This is a genomic window from Pseudoalteromonas sp. S558 (genome assembly GCF_005886635.1).
Classification (GTDB): domain Bacteria; phylum Pseudomonadota; class Gammaproteobacteria; order Enterobacterales; family Alteromonadaceae; genus Pseudoalteromonas; species Pseudoalteromonas aliena.
In genome coordinates, this window is the sequence record NZ_PNDU01000038.1 from 1 (window position 1) to 16944 (window position 16944).

Annotated in this window: 14 protein-coding genes and 1 tRNA gene; 8 read left to right on the forward strand and 7 right to left on the reverse strand. The window is 39.8% G+C overall.

Annotated features, from left to right (window positions below; genetic code table 11):
- The first annotated feature begins 25 nt into the window (after nucleotides 1-25).
- The 7 genes from CWB66_RS03095 (at nucleotide 26) to CWB66_RS03125 (ending at nucleotide 9049) form a co-directional block, all read left to right on the forward strand.
- Nucleotides 26-102 (forward strand) — tRNA-Pro (locus CWB66_RS03095).
- 377 nt (nucleotides 103-479) lie between these two features.
- Nucleotides 480-1784 carry a trigger factor gene (gene tig, locus CWB66_RS03100; protein WP_077537395.1) on the forward strand — a complete coding sequence of 435 codons (1305 nt, stop codon included), beginning with the start codon at nucleotides 480-482 and terminating at the stop codon, nucleotides 1782-1784.
- Between the two features lie 164 nt (nucleotides 1785-1948).
- Nucleotides 1949-2566, forward strand: coding sequence for an ATP-dependent Clp endopeptidase proteolytic subunit ClpP (clpP, locus tag CWB66_RS03105; RefSeq protein ID WP_077537396.1), 618 nt, complete (start codon nucleotides 1949-1951; stop codon nucleotides 2564-2566).
- A 132-nt stretch (nucleotides 2567-2698) separates the two neighbouring features.
- The gene (clpX, locus tag CWB66_RS03110) at nucleotides 2699-3982 is read left to right on the forward strand and encodes an ATP-dependent protease ATP-binding subunit ClpX (RefSeq protein WP_077537397.1); all 1284 of its coding nucleotides are present in this window, start codon (nucleotides 2699-2701) and stop codon (nucleotides 3980-3982) included.
- Between the two features lie 150 nt (nucleotides 3983-4132).
- The gene (gene lon / locus CWB66_RS03115) at nucleotides 4133-6490 is read left to right on the forward strand and encodes an endopeptidase La (protein ID WP_077537398.1); all 2358 of its coding nucleotides are present in this window, start codon (nucleotides 4133-4135) and stop codon (nucleotides 6488-6490) included.
- A 189-nt stretch (nucleotides 6491-6679) separates the two neighbouring features.
- A complete protein-coding gene (locus tag CWB66_RS03120; RefSeq protein WP_286364811.1) occupies nucleotides 6680-6976 on the forward strand; it encodes an HU family DNA-binding protein in 297 nt (98 codons plus the stop codon).
- 171 nt (nucleotides 6977-7147) lie between these two features.
- Nucleotides 7148-9049: a SurA N-terminal domain-containing protein gene (locus CWB66_RS03125; RefSeq protein ID WP_138584303.1), complete on the forward strand. Its 1902-nt coding sequence runs from the start codon at nucleotides 7148-7150 to the stop codon at nucleotides 9047-9049.
- 67 nt (nucleotides 9050-9116) lie between these two features.
- On the opposite strand, the gene CWB66_RS03130 is transcribed toward CWB66_RS03125, so the two are convergent.
- The 7 genes from CWB66_RS03130 to pspF all read right to left on the reverse strand — a co-directional run bounded on the left by CWB66_RS03130 (nucleotide 9117) and on the right by pspF (nucleotide 16046).
- On the reverse strand, nucleotides 9117-9602 hold the full coding sequence (locus tag CWB66_RS03130) for a VOC family protein (RefSeq protein WP_138584304.1): 486 nt from the start codon (nucleotides 9600-9602) through the stop codon (nucleotides 9117-9119).
- An 89-nt stretch (nucleotides 9603-9691) separates the two neighbouring features.
- A complete protein-coding gene (locus tag CWB66_RS03135; RefSeq protein WP_077537401.1) occupies nucleotides 9692-10453 on the reverse strand; it encodes an ATP-binding cassette domain-containing protein in 762 nt (253 codons plus the stop codon).
- Complete coding sequence (locus CWB66_RS03140) at nucleotides 10453-11445, reverse strand: peptide ABC transporter ATP-binding protein (RefSeq protein WP_138584305.1); 993 nt, start codon at nucleotides 11443-11445, stop codon at nucleotides 10453-10455. The genes CWB66_RS03135 and CWB66_RS03140 overlap by 1 nt, the downstream gene beginning before the upstream one ends.
- Nucleotides 11446-12339: an ABC transporter permease subunit gene (locus tag CWB66_RS03145; protein ID WP_024612314.1), complete on the reverse strand. Its 894-nt coding sequence runs from the start codon at nucleotides 12337-12339 to the stop codon at nucleotides 11446-11448.
- Complete coding sequence (locus CWB66_RS03150) at nucleotides 12326-13360, reverse strand: ABC transporter permease (RefSeq protein ID WP_138584306.1); 1035 nt, start codon at nucleotides 13358-13360, stop codon at nucleotides 12326-12328. Before CWB66_RS03150 ends, CWB66_RS03145 begins: the two co-directional genes overlap by 14 nt.
- The gene (locus CWB66_RS03155; RefSeq protein ID WP_138584307.1) at nucleotides 13360-14967 is read right to left on the reverse strand and encodes an ABC transporter substrate-binding protein; all 1608 of its coding nucleotides are present in this window, start codon (nucleotides 14965-14967) and stop codon (nucleotides 13360-13362) included. Before CWB66_RS03155 ends, CWB66_RS03150 begins: the two co-directional genes overlap by 1 nt.
- A gap of 14 nt (nucleotides 14968-14981) precedes the next feature.
- The gene (gene pspF, locus CWB66_RS03160) at nucleotides 14982-16046 is read right to left on the reverse strand and encodes a phage shock protein operon transcriptional activator (protein ID WP_138584308.1); all 1065 of its coding nucleotides are present in this window, start codon (nucleotides 16044-16046) and stop codon (nucleotides 14982-14984) included.
- 186 nt (nucleotides 16047-16232) lie between these two features.
- Here pspF and pspA point away from each other — a divergent pair, with 186 nt between their 5' ends.
- The gene (gene pspA / locus CWB66_RS03165) at nucleotides 16233-16892 is read left to right on the forward strand and encodes a phage shock protein PspA (protein ID WP_138584309.1); all 660 of its coding nucleotides are present in this window, start codon (nucleotides 16233-16235) and stop codon (nucleotides 16890-16892) included.
- Nucleotides 16893-16944 lie beyond the last annotated feature (52 nt).

Genomic DNA, 16944 nt, shown 5'->3' on the forward strand with positions numbered 1-16944 from the left:
GTCAGTGGAAAGCAATAGTAAGTATCGGCGATTAGCGCAGTTTGGTAGCGCACTTGGTTTGGGTCCAAGGGGTCGCAGGTTCAAATCCTGCATCGCCGACCATTTTCTTATCTAATAAGATGAGTAAATAAAATCCTCAAAATTATAAATCTACTTTTGTTAACCTTTAATCCTATTAAATAATTTATATTTTACTGCATGTAATTTACAGTTAGCCTGTTTTTTATTCAGTTAGCCTCTATAGTCTCTTATCTAGTCCAAATAATTGCCCCCTGTACTCGACTATCATAAATATTAGGTTATAATGCCGCGTCTATTGTTTAACATAGTGCCCGAAGGGCAAAGCAGCAATGGTATCTCATGGTAGCGACGGATGTTTTTAAGTGCGAAAAACCGCTTAAATTTTATCAAGACTCATGCAGATCACTTTGTTTGTAAGGAAGGCGAACAATCGCCAAAATTGAATATTGAGGTAAATCATGCAAGTTTCTGTTGAGACGACCCAAGGCCTTGAGCGCCGTATAACTATCACCGTTCCTTCAGAGAACGTTGAGACCGAAGTAAAAAAACGCCTACAACAACTGTCAAAAACACAGCGTATAGATGGTTTCCGTGCTGGTAAAGTTCCAGTATCTGTAATTAACAAGCGTTTTGGCCCTGCAGTTCGTCAAGAAGTTGCTGGCGAAGTAATGCAACGTAATTTTTACGAAGCAATTGTTTCTGAAAAAATCAACCCAGCTGGCGCGCCTACATTCGCACCTAAATCACTTGAAGCTGGTAAAGATTTAGAGTTCTCAGCTACATTTGAAGTTTACCCTGAAGTTGAAGTTCAAGGTTTAGATAAAATTACTGTTGAAAAACCTGCTGTAACAGTAACTGACGAAGATTTAGCTAACATGCTAGAAACACTTCGTAAACAACACGCAGCGTGGGCTGATGTTGATACAGCTGCTGGCGAAAATGACCGTGTAACAGTTGATTTTGTAGGTACTATCGACGGTGAAGTATTTGAAGGCGGCAAAGCTGAAGACTTCCCATTAGAACTTGGTCAAGGTCGTATGATCCCAGGTTTTGAAGATAACATCGTAGGTAAGAAAGCTGGCGAAGAAGTTGTTGCTGATGTAACGTTCCCTGATGATTACCACGCTGAAAACTTAAAAGGTAAAGCGGCTCAATTCACTATCACAGTGAAGAAAGTTGAAGCGCAAGAATTACCTGAATTAAGCGAAGAGTTTGCAACTAAATTCGGTGTTACCGAAGGCGGCGTAGATGCGCTTAAAGAAGAAGTTAAAAAGAATATGACGCGTGAGCTAGACCAAGCGGTTAAAGCTAACGTTAAAGACCAAGCAATCAAAGGTCTTTTAGCTAACAACGAAATTGAAGTGCCTAAAGCACTTGTTGATCAAGAAGTTGATGCACTACGTCAGCAAGCGGCTCAACGTTTTGGCGGCGACGCGCAAAACATGCCTGAGCTTCCAGCTGAATTGTTCCATGAGCAAGCAGTAACACGTGTTAAAACTGGCCTTTTATTAGGTGAAGTGATCAAAGCTAACGAGATTAAAGTTGATGACGCTAAAGTTGAAGCATTAATTGCTACAGTAGCTTCTGCATACGAAGATCCAACTGAAGTAGTAGAATACTACAAAGCGAATGATCAACTTATGCAGCAAATGCGTAATGTAGCAATGGAAGAGCAAGCAGTTGAAGCTATTTTAGCTAAAGCAGCTGTTACTGATGTTGAAAAAGCATTTGATGACATCATGAATCCAAAGCAAGGCGCTTAATAAGTCATTGACTTAAGCTCTCGCTAACGATTAAATGGCTCGTGCTACTCTGTTTATACAGCGTGCCCGGGCCATTTTAGTTTTTGGCTCTAAATTTGCGAAAAACGATAACTATGCTTCCTTATAATAAGGATAAGTATAAGCGCATAAGGAATTAAATAAGTATGAACACTGGTATTACAGATCCCCTAAATGCATTGGTCCCAATGGTTGTTGAACAAACACCAAAAGGCGAGCGCTCGTATGATATTTATTCGAGATTATTAAAAGAGCGTATTATCTTTTTAACAGGTCAAGTTGAAGACAACATGGCAAATCTGATTTTAGCGCAAATGCTATTTTTAGAATCAGAAAATCCTGATAAAGATATCTTTTTATACATCAACTCACCAGGTGGTTCAGTAACTGCAGGTATGGCTATTTACGATACAATGAACTTCATCAAACCTGATGTAAGTACAATATGTGTTGGTCAAGCTGCAAGCATGGGTGCTTTTTTACTTACAGCTGGTGCTAAAGGTAAGCGTTTTTGTTTACCAAACTCACGGGTGATGATTCACCAACCGCTAGGTGGGTTCCAAGGTCAAGCATCTGATTTTGAAATACACGCGAAAGAAATCTTGTCGATTAAAGACAAATTAAATCGCTTAATGGCTGAGCATACAGGTCAACCATTAGAGGTGATTTCGAAAGACACTGATCGTGATAACTTCATGAGCGCATCACAGGCTGTAGATTACGGCTTGGTAGATTCAGTGTTCACAAATCGCGATAAAAAGTAAGCGTTTGGTAAGCAGGTTGCCTGTTTACCACTTTGAGTTACTATGCGAAAAAATTAAATTTTGGTATAGTTAAAACGTATTGAAATAGCCACCAACCAATTTGGTGGCCAACGTATAAAATGAGGTAGCTGAATGTCTGACACTCCTACAGACGGCGACAAAAGTAGTAAATTGTTATACTGTTCTTTTTGTGGCAAAAGCCAGCATGAAGTTCGTAAATTAATTGCAGGCCCTTCAGTATACGTCTGTGATGAATGTGTAGAGTTGTGTAACGATATCATCAGGGAAGAAATAAAAGACATTGCTCCAAAGCATGATGCGTCTGATAAATTACCTGTACCAAAAGAGATCCGTAAGCACCTAGACGACTATGTTATTGGTCAAGACCATGCTAAAAAAGTATTGTCTGTTGCTGTTTATAACCATTATAAACGTTTACGTAATCAATCGACGAAGCAAGATATTGAGCTAAGTAAAAGTAATATCTTACTAATTGGTCCAACTGGTAGTGGTAAAACACTATTAGCAGAAACGTTAGCACGCTTACTCGATGTGCCGTTTACTATGGCCGATGCCACTACATTAACCGAAGCAGGTTATGTAGGTGAAGATGTTGAAAACATCATTCAAAAGCTATTACAAAAATGCGACTACGATGTTGAAAAAGCACAACGTGGTATAGTTTACATTGATGAAATTGATAAAATTTCTCGTAAGTCAGATAACCCATCGATCACACGTGACGTATCGGGTGAGGGCGTTCAACAGGCGCTACTTAAACTGATTGAAGGTACAATTGCATCAGTGCCACCGCAAGGTGGCCGTAAACATCCACAGCAAGAGTTTTTACAAGTAGATACATCTAAAATCTTATTTATTTGTGGTGGTGCGTTTTCGGGCTTAGATAAAGTCATTGAGCAGCGAAGTCATAAAAATACCGGTATTGGTTTTGGTGTTAGCGTAAAAGAATCTGCTGCGAGTCGCTCGTTAAGTGAAACATTTAAAGACGTAGAACCAGAAGATTTAGTTAAATATGGCTTAATCCCTGAGTTTATAGGTCGTTTACCAGTAGTTGCAACGTTAACAGAGCTTGATGAAGCTGCACTTGTTCAAATCTTAAGTGAGCCTAAAAACGCCATTACTAAGCAGTTTTCTGTTTTATTTGGTATGGAAGATGTTGAGCTTGAGTTCCGCGAAGATGCCTTAGCTGCCATTGCTCACAAAGCAATGGAGCGTAAAACAGGTGCACGTGGTCTTCGTTCAATTGTTGAAGGCGTACTGCTTAATACGATGTATGAACTTCCTTCGATGGATGATGTAAGTAAAGTGGTTATTGACGAAACCGTTATTAAAGGTGAGTCAGACCCAATCTTGATTTATGAAAATAATAAACAAGAAAAAACTGCATCAGAGTAGTTTTTAAGCTATTTGCATAAAAAAGGAGCCTTAGGCTCCTTTTTTTATAATTAATTTAATCGAGTTGGGAAAAATTGTTGAACTTTAATTAGGTTATCCCCATATACTTGAGTAATCTTTAAAATAAATAAAGTGCGAAGAGAAAATATAATGACGCTTGAGAGAACCGACCGAGTCGAAATCCCAGTCCTAGCACTGCGCGATGTTGTGGTGTATCCACACATGGTGATCCCGCTTTTTGTTGGCCGTGAAAAATCAATAAAATGCCTAGAAGCGGCAATGGACAAAGACAAACAAATTTTCTTGGTTGCACAAAAAGATGCAACTGTAGACGAGCCTGAGCAAGATGATATTTATCGTATTGGTACTATTGCAACTGTACTTCAGTTATTAAAGTTACCTGATGGCACAGTTAAAGTATTAGTGGAAGGTACACAACGTGCGCAAATAGAAGAATTTGTAGATAACGATGATTTCTTTGTTGCTAATGCCCAATTTATTGAATCTGATTTAATTGATGAGCAAGAGCAAGATGTATTTATTCGCAGCGCTATTAGCCAGTTTGAAGGCTATGTAAAGCTTAATAAAAAAATCCCACCTGAGGTACTAACTTCAGTTTCAGGTATCGATGAACCTGCTCGTCTGGCCGACACAATGGCAGCTCACATGCCGTTAAAAGTACCTGAAAAGCAAAAAGTGCTAGAAATTTCAAGCGTTACAGAACGTCTTGAATATTTAATGGCACTAATGGAAGGCGAAATAGACTTACTGCAAGTTGAGAAGAAAATTCGTACCCGCGTTAAAAAGCAGATGGAAAAATCTCAACGCGAGTATTACCTCAACGAGCAAATGAAAGCCATTCAAAAAGAGCTTGGTGAGCTTGACGATGTACCTGACGAATTTGAAGCACTTAAAAAGCGCATCGAAGAATCAGGCATGCCAACAGAAGCACAAGAAAAAGCGACCACAGAGCTTAATAAACTTAAGATGATGTCGCCAATGTCAGCAGAAGCGACCGTAGTACGTTCATACATTGATACATTAATTAATGTACCGTGGAAAAAACGTTCTAAAGTTAAAAAAGACTTAGCGGGTGCGCAAAAAATTCTTGATAGCGACCACCATGGTCTTGATAAAGTTAAAGAACGTATTTTAGAGTACCTTGCGGTGCAACAGCGTACTAATAAGCTTAAAGGTCCGATTTTATGTTTAGTAGGGCCACCAGGTGTGGGTAAAACCTCACTAGGGCAATCTATTGCACGCTCAACGGGTCGTAAGTATATTCGTATGGCACTAGGCGGCGTACGTGATGAAGCTGAAATACGTGGACATCGTCGTACCTACATCGGTTCAATGCCTGGTAAGTTAATTCAAAACATGACAAAAGTGGGCGTCAAAAACCCATTATTCTTGTTAGATGAAATAGACAAAATGTCATCAGACATGCGTGGCGATCCAGCATCTGCATTACTAGAAGTGCTCGATCCTGAACAAAATAGCCACTTTGCTGATCACTACTTAGAAGTTGATTACGATTTATCTGATGTCATGTTTGTAGCTACCTCAAATAGCTTTAACATTCCAGGTCCATTATTAGACCGTATGGAAGTTATCCGTTTATCGGGTTATACCGAAGACGAGAAGTTAAACATTGCAAAAGAGCACTTAATTACCAAGCAAGTAAAGCGTAATGGCTTAAAAGATCATGAAATTGAAATTGCTGATAGTGCAATTGTTGGTATTATTCGTTATTACACGCGTGAAGCGGGTGTGCGTAATCTTGAGCGTGAAATTTCGAAACTGTGTCGCAAAGCAGTTAAGAATATTTTAATTGAAAAAGACACTAAAACAGTGACTATTAATCAAGATAACCTAGAAGAGTTTTTAGGTGTACAGCGCTTTGATTACGGTAAAGCGGAGGACGGCGATCGTATTGGCCAAGTAACGGGCCTTGCATGGACTGAAGTGGGTGGCGATTTACTTACTATTGAATGTGCGGCAGTGCCCGGTAAAGGTAAATTGACCTATACCGGCTCTTTAGGCGATGTAATGCAAGAATCGATTCAAGCGGCTATGACGGTCGTGCGTAATCGTGCAGATACATTCCGTATTAACAGCGATTTTTACGAAAAACGTGATATTCACGTGCATGTACCTGAAGGTGCGACACCTAAAGACGGTCCGAGCGCAGGTGCTGCTATGGTGACTGGGTTAGTATCAAGTTTAACAGGCAATCCAGTGCGTGCAGATGTTGCAATGACAGGTGAAATTACGCTACGCGGTGAAGTATTACCTATTGGTGGCTTAAAAGAGAAATTATTGGCAGCTCACCGTGGTGGTATTAAAACCGTTATTATTCCAAAAATTAATGAACGTGATTTAAAAGAGATCCCAGACAATGTGCTGGCAGGCTTAGATATTCACCCTGTTACTTGGATTGATGAAGTATTAAAACTAGCTTTAGTGCATCCGGTTGAGAGTTTTTCAGTCGAAACGGCAAAAAAGTAGTAAAAAACGCAAAAAAAGTGCTTTTTAGGGCTTTTCAAATCTAAACGGTATGATAAGTTAAGCACTGGTTTTCAAGCCTAGCCCTTATGGGGCCTAGGCTTAAGAAAAATATAATCATGTGAGCATTAAAAGTTTGCTCTAAAATTTTCAAAAAAGTGATGTTAGTTTAAAAAACCGTCGCTCTTGATAATAACAATGAAAGAGGATGATATTGTGAATAAATCTCAATTAATCGATCAAATCGCAGCTGATGCTGACATTTCTAAAGCGGCTGCAGGTCGTGCACTAGATTCATTCATCGAATCTGTTTCTGGCGCGTTAAAAGATGGCGATTCAGTTGCACTTGTTGGTTTTGGTACTTTCTCTGTACGTGAACGTGCTGCACGAGCTGGCCGTAACCCACAAACAGGTGAAACTATTCAAATTGCTGCTGCAAACATTCCTGCTTTTAAAGCCGGCAAAGCGCTTAAAGACGCAGTAAACTAATCATCATTTTAAACAGATTAGTTATGGCGAATGTACAAGTACTTAATAATCGCAAATGATGAACTAAGTAACTTTACCGCCAGTTACTTCAAGTGAAAAAGCGTATCTGGTAAGATACGCTTTTTTTACATGTGACAAGGTAAAATACCTTGATCAAAAAGAGATAAACAAATGCTTGAGAAAATCAGAGAAGGTTCGCAAGGACCTGTAGCCAAAATAATTTTAGGCGCGGTGATTTTATCTTTTGCCTTAGCAGGGATAGGCAGTTACCTTGGTCAAACCACGGAACAACCCGTTGCTGAAGTAAATGGAGTTAAAATTAGCCAAACCGACTTTAATCGCGCGTATCAAAATGAGCGCAGTCGACTAGAGCAACAATTTGGTGAATACTTTGCACAAATATCTGCAGATCCAACTTACATGGCGAGAATTCGTCAAGGTGTAGTTGACCGTTTAGTACAACAAGAACTGCAAACACAACTAGCGGCAGAATTGGGTCTTCGCGTAAGCGATGCAAGTATTCGAAAAACAATTTTAGAGTTACCGTACTTTCAAGTAGGCGAGCAGTTTAATAACGACCGTTACTTACAAGTTATTCGTCAAATGAATTTTCAACCAGATGCATTTCGTGAATATCTACGTAAAGATATGACTCGTAGCCAGCTTGTATCAGCAGTCGCAGGTACTGACTTTGCACTAGACAGTGAGCTTAAAAGTGCAATTGCCCTGCAACAGCAAACGCGTAGCATTGACTACTTAGTTGTAAACAAAGAAGCATTAGCGGCTGATATCGTAATAACTGATGAGCAAGTATCTGACTACTATGAGCTAAATGCATCGCAGTTTTTGTCGCCAGAGCTTATCTCGGTAAATTATATTGAGCTTAAAGCTGAAGATATCACTGTTGAGTCGGTTACTGAGGATGATGTAAAAGCATACTATGAGCAAAATAAAGCACAATACGTAGAGCCTGAAAAGCGCCGCGTTTCGCATATCTTAATCGATAACAGCGAAGATGACGATGCAGCAAAGGAAAAAGCAGGTACGCTTTTAGCACAGTTAAAAGAAGGTGCAGATTTTGCTGAGCTTGCACAATCATCATCGGATGACATTGTCAGTGCAGAACTTGGCGGAGATCTTGAATGGATCGAACGCGACGTAATGGATCCTGCTTTTGAAGATGCTACATTTGCTCTTACAAACAAAGGTGAGTTTTCAGATGTTGTTGCTTCAGAATTTGGTTATCACATAATCAAGTTAACTGATATTCAGCCACAGCAGGTAAAAGCCTATGATGATGTTAAAGCTGATTTACGTACAGAGCTTGAACAAGCTGAAAAAGTTGACGCATTTTACGAAAAGCAAACAGAAATGGGTGCGCTTGCGTTTGAAATTTCAGACCGTTTAGACGATGCTGCTGAAGCAGCTGGTTTAGAGATTAAATCAACATCACTTTTAGCACTTAATGCATTGCCAGAGCCATTAAATAATGCGTCGGTTATAACTGCTTTATCGTCAGTTGATTTACTTGAAGATAAAGTAAACTCTGAGGTTATAGAGCTTGGTAATGAGCATGCCATTGTTGTTCGTGTTAATGAGCACAAACCTGCTACGACTAAACCATTAAGCGAAGTAAGTGAGCAAATTAAAACTCGCTTAGTGAACGAACAGTCATCAACAATGGCTAAAAGTAAAGCACGTAGCTTATTTGCAGAAGTGCAAGCAGGTAAGCGCTTAAGCGATATAGCTAACGAGCAAAGTTTAACTGTTCGCCAAGAAGCGCAGTTAACACGTCAAAGCTACACGGTATCACCTGCGATTGTGACTCAAGCTTTTAAAATGGCTCACCCAGTAGATTCTGCAGTGGTAGACGTTGTTGATTTAAATAACGGTGATGCAGCGATTGTCGCGCTTAAGTCGGTAACTGATGCACAAGTTGCAGCTGATATTGATCCACAAGCCAAGCAAAGCATTACTATGGCGCAAGCAAATAAAAACTACATGGTATTTATTGAAGCGCTTAAAGCGAATGCTGAGCTTAACTTACCAACGGTTACACAATCTGTTGAGTAATTAACTTTAGCTCATAAAAAAAGGCGCTTTTAAAGCGCCTTTTTTATTGTCTTGAATAAAGTTGGTATTAATTACCTCTGGCAATAAACTCAATCCGATTACCACTAGGCTCCCTTATCATCATGTGCTGCGTTGGGCCCTTGCCTAAATTCTCTGGTGCAAATTCAATTTTAACATTACTTTGCGTTTTTAAATGTTCATGTAGCTGGGCTAACTTTTCAATACTCTCAACACTGAGTGCTAAGTGGTGTAACCCCACATTTTCTGCTCGATTAAACGCTACACGTTTTTGATCATTTTTCACGCGCCATAATGTAATGGTTATTTTATTGTTTGATAAAAAATAAGCGGGATAGGTTGAATCGCTTCCTAGCGTTTTAAAACCAAGTACATCAGCAAAAAATGCTTTTGAAGCATCCAAGTTTGATACGGTTAGCCCTAGGTGATCAACTCCGCCAACCCAATTTTTGACGTCTTTTGGTGTATCAGCAATAGCAGAAGCGGATAGAAGGAGTAGGGGAGAAAGACTAAGTAATAACGTTTTTTTAAACATGATATCTCTTGTTAATTAAATGCAGTTAACAATAAGACCTATCTAAATACGGTTATCTCACAAAAAAGGTATAAATCTATAAGCTGCTTTTAGCAGCTTAGTAAACGCTGCGTTACTTTTGACTGCGGGTTTTGAAAAACGACTTCGGTGGCACCGTATTCGACTACTTCGCCTTTGTCGAGCACCACAACGTGGTCGCTAATATGGCGCACTAAACTCAAGTGATGGGTGATCATGATATATGTCAGTCCTGTATCACGTTGTAACTTTAGTAGTAAATTAACTATCTGCGCACGTATAGAAGGGTCTAATGATGATACTGCTTCGTCGAGTACAACAACCTTGGGATCCAAAATTAATGCACGAGCGAGTGCTACACGCTGTAATTGACCTACGCTAAACATATGCGGATAGTAATGCTGATGATCTCTTAATAATCCAACTTTAGACAGTGTGGTATTTATTTTTTCGATGCGCAGTGCCTTATCAAACTCAGTATTATATAAAAGGCAGTCATCAAGCATATCGCCAATGGTTAATCCTGGATTTAGTGACGCCCCTGAGTCTTGAAAAATCATTCGAATATGACGACATTGATCATCGCGAATGCCGTTGTCTTCAATAATATTACCTTCTAGCAAAATTTGTCCGCTATCAGCATGATCAGCGCCGGCGAGTAACTTAGCTAGCGTACTTTTACCAGCGCCCGTTTCACCAATTACAGCAAGAGTTTCACCTTTACCTATACAAAACGAAATATTTTTGAGTACTTCAAATTTCTTTCGATTAAATAAGCCAGCCCGTACATTAAATGTTTTAGATAAAGCTTGTACTTTTAATACCGGTTGCATTATCTCATGTCCTTAATAAGTGGAAAGTGACACGCATAACTGTGGCCATTGTGCTTGGTAAGTGGAGGGGTAACAACACATGCTTTTTGTGCTTGTGGACAGCGTGGTCCTAGTCGACAACCTATAGGTAAATGCTGCAACGTAGGAATGCTTCCTTTAAGTGCATAAAAAGGCTCTTTATGAGAGAGGCCTTGCTCGTAATCCGGTAAGCTTTTTAATAAAGCTTGTGTATAAGGGTGACGAGGCTGGGTAAAAATTTTGTGAGTAGGTCCCGCTTCGACCATTTGTCCGCAATATAAAACATGAATACAATGCGACCAATGTGCAATTTCTTCGAGTTCATGAGAAATCATCAAAATAGACATGTTTTTTAATTGATTTAAGCTTTTTAATAACCTAAATACTTGTGCACGCGTGGTACTTTCAAGCGCCGTTGTTGGCTCATCTGCAATAAGTAGCTTTGGCGTTCGGGCTATGGCCATTGCAATCATTACTTTTTGACACACGCCTTCTGAGAGCTCATGTGGGTAACTATCGAGTACGGCTTCATGATTTTTAATCCCAACTTTATGGATAAGTGCCTTTACCCTATCTTTTCGCTCGCGATTGCGTTTTAAGAAAAACCCTTTACTTGCTACTTCCGGCAATGTTTCAGCTATTTGATCGAATATTTTTGCGGTTGGGTCAAGGCTGCGACTTGGATCTTGGTAAATCATCGCAATATCTTGGCTCACTGTTTTACGGCGTTGCTCGGGTGTTAAACGCATTAAATCAACACCACGCCAGTGAATTCTATCTGCGGTGATGTCCCAGCGTTCGTTTAAAACACCGACAATGGCTTTTGCTATTAGGCTCTTGCCAGAGCCAGACTCGCCTACAAGTGCGTGTACCTCGCCTTCTTTTAAACTAAAGCTGACTCTGTCTACGGCTCTAATTACCGTTTCTGAGGTGCGTAGCTCAATAGTTAGGTTTCGAACATCTAGTAATTGCATTTAATCAGCCTTACGTTCTTTTAACACCTGTCGCAGTCCGTCACCCACCAAATTGGTTGATAGTACCGCTAAAAATAATAATACGCCTGGTAACGCAACAGTCCAAGGCGCTAAATAAATCAGGCCAAGGTTTTCGGCTAAAATTGCACCCCATTCTGTGGTGGGAGGTTGAGCGCCTAATTTTAAAAAGCCCAGTGCTGAAATATCTAATATTGCGGTCGATAGTGCCATAGTAAAAATAACAACAATATGTTCGTAAATATTGGGGAATATCCCGCGCGATATTATATGCCAGTTAGACGCACCATCAAGCTTAAAAGCGGTAATGTAATCTTTATTTAATTCATCAACAATCAGGCTTTTTATTGAGTGAATAAATTGCGGTAGCAGAGCTAAAATAATAGCCCACACAGTGTTCATTAAACCAGGCCCAAGTACCGCAATAATAATAATCGCTAATAATAAAGAAGGGATAGACAGTGTTATATCAAGTAAATGATTTAAAAAACTTGATCGTAGCCCACGGCTAATACCAGCAAAAGTGCCCACCAGAACACCAATAATAGTGGTAAGGAGCGCCGCTACAACCGACAGTCCGAATGTATAAGTAGCGCCATTCATTAAGCGCGAAAGTACATCTCTACCTAAATCATCGGTACCTAAAATAAAACGTACATCGCCCATTTCTCGCCATGACGGTGGAATAAGCAGTGCATCACTATGCTGTTGGTTTACGCCATAAGGCGCTAAAAATGGTGCGCTGGCGGCAAGCAAAGCAAAGGCTAAAAATATCCACAAACCAACTAATGCAGGGTGATTATTTTTAAACTTTCGCCAAAATCGCGCCAGTGGCGATGTATTCGACTCTTCAGAAAATAAATTAAACTTTGCCATGAGCTTGGTTCCGTGAAATTGGGTCGAATAGGGTGTAAGTAAGTTCGGTAATAATAGTGGCTAAAATAACAAACAACGACACGGCCATTAACCCACCTTGAATCGCGGGAAAGTCGCGCTGATAAATACTATCGATTAACCAACGACCAACACCAGGCCATGAGAATATAACCTCTGTTATCATGGCAAGTGTGATAAGCGTACTAAACTGCAAACCAATTTGTTTAATGACCGGCAGCAATGCATTACGCAGTGCATGGTGCATTATAAGTTGTCTGCGATTAAGCCCTTTTGCTCTGGCTGTTTTTATAAAGTTTTGGTCCATTACCTTGAGCATTGATTCCCGTGTAAAACGTATCAAAACGGTGGTTGGATACATAGCGAGTACAATAGTTGGCAATGTTAAATGGCGCAGAGCATCTAAAAATGCAATTCCTCGATAAGGAAAGTTGGCTAATGCAATATCAATTAAAATAAAACCGGTTACAGATGGGATTTCGTAAAGTAAGCCCATTCTCCCCGACATTGGAAACCAGCCTAGTTTTAATGAAAATACCATAATGAGTAACAGAGCTAACCAAAAAACAGGCATTGAATACCCAATAATGGCGCTAGAGTTAATGAGCTTATCTGGCCAACGCTTATAATAAACAGAAGCTAAAATACCAACGGGTACGCCGACTACAACCGATACAATAAGTGCATAAATACTCAGCTCTAATGTGGCGGGTAATAAAGCAATAATATGTGTAAATACATTTTGCCCAGAGGCAAACGACACGCCCCAATCGCCTTGTAAAATTCGCCCTAAAAAGGCGAAATATTGCATAAAGTAATTACTGTTATATAAGTATTTATCTTCAAGCGCACTGTGCTGAGCAAAGTTATTACTCGGTATGCCACTTAAGTTACTGAGCGGCTCACCAGGAAATAAATAAGCAAGTGAGAAGGTAAAAACACTGAGCATAAACACCATAAAGACAAGCAAACCAAGGCGTCGAAAAATATAATCTAGAATCATTATTTCTTCCTTGCATTAGCTAATGAAATAGCACCAAACGGGCCCAATGTTATACCTTCTACATCTGCGCTACTTGCTTGAAAACGCAAGCCATGAGCAAGAGGTAACAATGGGAGCTCATCTATAATCATGTTTTGCGCTTGTACGTAGTATTTTTTACGCAGATTGAGATCTGTGGTATCGAGAGCTTGAGTCAGCAGTAAATCAAATTTAGGGTTGCACCAATTAGCTGGGTTTTTACCGCTAAAAGTGGCGGAGCAACTTAGTAATGGACTAAAAAAATTATCCGGATCGGGTGTATCTGCGGCCCATCCGAGTAAAACACTGTCGTGGCGATGCTCGCCAATGCGTTGTATAAATGTATTCCATTCGTACTCTACAATACTGACATTAACACCAATTTTGCGTAAATCACTTTGCATAAGCTCAGCCATTTTACGTGCATTAGGGTTATAAATTCGACTTACTGGCATTGCCCAAATATTCATATCAAACCCATTGGGTAAGCCAGCTTTAATTAATAATTGTTTAGCAAGCTCGGGATCAAACGTAGGCATGTTTTTTTGTGACTCGAACGCCCATGACGTTGGCGGTAAAATTGATTGTGCACGCGTACCGTTACCGTAATACACAGCTTGCATTATTTTATCTATGTCGATGGCATGAGCCAGTGCTTGGCGCACCTTTATATTGTCAAATGGAGCACGTTCGGTATTAAAGGCCCAATAACCCACATTTAAATTGGTTTCTTTTTCAATATTAATATCATCACGCTGGGCTAAAATACTCAACTGGGCACTGCTTGGGTGGGCCGTTACATCACATTCTTTAGTCAACATTTTTGCAATACGTGCAGTCCCATTTGGTGTTATATCGTAAACCAACTGCTCTAGTACCACATCGTGTTTCCAGTACAGCGGGTTTCTATAAAAACGCACCAGATGATCGCGGCGATATTCTTTATAAATATAAGGGCCGGTGCCAACAGGGTATTGATCGAATAAATTGGTTTGCTCATTTGCTTTTAACTTCATTGCGTATTCTTGCGAGAGCACAACCGCAAAGTCGGTTGCTATATTGGCTAAAAAGCTACTTTCAGCATTAAATAGCTCAAATCGAACTTGATAGTCAGATACTCTAACAATGTTTTGAATAAGCTGGTCAAGGCCTACGCTCTGAAAATACGGATAATTAGCTTCGCCTACAAAATGGTAAGGGTTATAAACATCAAACAGTCGACTAAACGTAAAAATAACGTCATCAGCATTAAAGTCACGAGTGGGAGTAAAGTAAGATGTGGTGTGAAATTTTACGCCCTTGCGTAACGTAAACATGATTGATTTACCATCTTTACTGATTTTCCAGTCGGTAGCTAACTCGCTTTGAAACTCTGCTGTAACAGGGTCAATACTAATTAAGCGGTCGTATAACTGGTTGGCAATTATATCAATAGTGGAACCCGTAGTGGTCACTTGCGGATTAAACGACACAGGATTAGCTTCAGCGCAATAAACTAAGCCTTGGTTTTTTTCTTCTATGACTTCTTCTTTACTATCTATGCAACCAACTAATGTAGCCGCTAGCAAAACAAGTAATAATTTATGCACCCGCATAACCTCTGCTATTGTTGATCCAACAAGTTGTATTTTTTAAGATAACCACGTAATTGATGATACGTTAAACCAAGTACTTCTGCAGTTTTCTTTTGATTAAATTGGCTATGCTCGAGCGCTTTATTAATCATGTTTATTTCAAAGTCGTTTGAGCGCTCTTTGAGATTACACGGAAATTGAATATCAACGGCTATATCAGTGCTCGCTTGAGTAATAGGTGGAGCAATAACAATAGGGTCAGCGTTAACAGTTTGAGTCGCTAGTGGCGCTTTTACACGTGCTTTTGGCCTAAAAGGGCTGTCAAATGGGTCTAAAATAATCTGGTGAACGGGAATATGTTCACTGCCATGGCGATACAAACTACGCTCAACAACATTTTTAAGCTCACGAATATTACCGGGCCAATCATAACTAAGGAGTGTTTCTGTTGCGCTGCGAGTAAAGCCGCTAAATAACGCCCATTCTAAATCGCGTGCCATATTCATCGCAAACTGTTCAGCAAGGAGCATAATATCGTCTTGACGTTCGCGCAGCGGCGGTAGGGTAATTACGTCAAATGCAAGGCGATCGAGTAAATCACTTCTAAATTCACCTTGCTCGGCTAAATAAGGTAGGTCCTCGTTTGTCGCGCACACTAAGCGTGTATCTACTTTTACAGTTTGTTTGCCGCCAACACGTTCAAACTCACCGTATTCTATAACGCGTAGCAGTTTTTCTTGTACCATAGCGGAAGTATTGGCTAGTTCATCTAAAAATAACGTCCCGCTGTTAGCGCGTTCAAAACGACCTTCGTGGCGTTTGCTTGCCCCCGTGAACGCACCGCTTTCATGGCCAAATAATTCACTTTCGAGTAGGTTTTCGTTAAGCGCTGCACAGTTGAGCTTTACGTAGTTTTGCTCCCAACGTTTAGATAAAAAATGTAAGCGTGCTGCGATTAGCTCCTTACCTGTGCCGCGTTCACCAATAATAAGCACCGGCTTATCTAAATTAGCTAGCTGCGATACCTGATCTAATACAGATAAAAAGCTATCTGATTGGCCGAGTAAATTATCCTGTTGGCGGTATTGGCTCATATTTCCTAACTCTTGGTCATTTTTACTAACAGTTAGTGTATTTCATAATCGGGGAGAACTAAAGAAATTTGTATATATAGTTTAACTTAATGAAAATAAAGTGTATTTTATCTTTTAAAAAGTTGGCAAGTATATTGATACTAGTTATAGCAGACTAACTACGTTTTAATTACAGAGGTAAATGTTATGGGAATTTTTTCACGTTTTGCAGATATTGTTAATTCTAATATCAACGCCATTTTAGATAAAGCAGAAGACCCAGAAAAAATGGTTCGTCTGATTATTCAAGAAATGGAGGATACGCTTGTAGAAGTGCGTTCTACTTCAGCTAAAACACTGGCTGAGAAAAAAGAAATTGTACGTCGTGTAGACACTTTAAAAGCGCAAGTAACCGATTGGCAAGAAAAAGCAGAACTGGCTTTAAGTAAAGATCGCGACGATTTAGCGCGCTCAGCATTACTTGAAAAACAAAAGTCGGTTGATGCCGTTGCTACAGTAACAAGTGAACTTGAACATGTAGAATCTCACATAGAAAAACTTCAACAAGAAGTAACGACACTACAAGAAAAGCTAGCAGATGCGAAATCTCGTCAAAAAGCCATTATACTTCGTCAACGTTCGGCTGAGTCGCGCCTTGAAGTGAAAAAAGCACTTGATAGCTCAAAAGTAGAAGATGCACTTAATCGTTTTGAACGTTACGAAACTAAAATTGATGGGCTAGAATCTCAAATTGAGTCTTACGATTTAGGTAAAAAGACGTTAGCGGACGAAATTGCTAATCTACAAAAAAATGAAAAAATAGATGATGAGCTCGCCGAGCTTAAAAAGAAGCTAGCTGATAAATAATTGCATATAAAAATAGATGGGGCCATGTGCCCCACTGCTTAAAAACATCAAA

Bases quoted from the DNA above. Each gene is read 5' to 3' on its own strand.
- tig (WP_077537395.1), top strand. From the start codon at position 480: ATGCAAGTTTCTGTTGAGACGACCCAAGGCCTTGAGCGCCGTATAACT.
- clpP (WP_077537396.1), top strand. From the start codon at position 1,949: ATGAACACTGGTATTACAGATCCCCTAAATGCATTGGTCCCAATGGTT.
- clpX (WP_077537397.1), top strand. From the start codon at position 2,699: ATGTCTGACACTCCTACAGACGGCGACAAAAGTAGTAAATTGTTATAC.
- lon (WP_077537398.1), top strand. From the start codon at position 4,133: ATGACGCTTGAGAGAACCGACCGAGTCGAAATCCCAGTCCTAGCACTG.
- CWB66_RS03125 (WP_138584303.1), top strand. From the start codon at position 7,148: ATGCTTGAGAAAATCAGAGAAGGTTCGCAAGGACCTGTAGCCAAAATA.
- CWB66_RS03130 (WP_138584304.1), bottom strand. From the start codon at position 9,602: ATGTTTAAAAAAACGTTATTACTTAGTCTTTCTCCCCTACTCCTTCTA.
- CWB66_RS03135 (WP_077537401.1), bottom strand. From the start codon at position 10,453: ATGCAACCGGTATTAAAAGTACAAGCTTTATCTAAAACATTTAATGTA.
- CWB66_RS03140 (WP_138584305.1), bottom strand. From the start codon at position 11,445: ATGCAATTACTAGATGTTCGAAACCTAACTATTGAGCTACGCACCTCA.
- CWB66_RS03145 (WP_024612314.1), bottom strand. From the start codon at position 12,339: ATGGCAAAGTTTAATTTATTTTCTGAAGAGTCGAATACATCGCCACTG.
- CWB66_RS03150 (WP_138584306.1), bottom strand. From the start codon at position 13,360: ATGATTCTAGATTATATTTTTCGACGCCTTGGTTTGCTTGTCTTTATG.
- pspF (WP_138584308.1), bottom strand. From the start codon at position 16,046: ATGAGCCAATACCGCCAACAGGATAATTTACTCGGCCAATCAGATAGC.
- pspA (WP_138584309.1), top strand. From the start codon at position 16,233: ATGGGAATTTTTTCACGTTTTGCAGATATTGTTAATTCTAATATCAAC.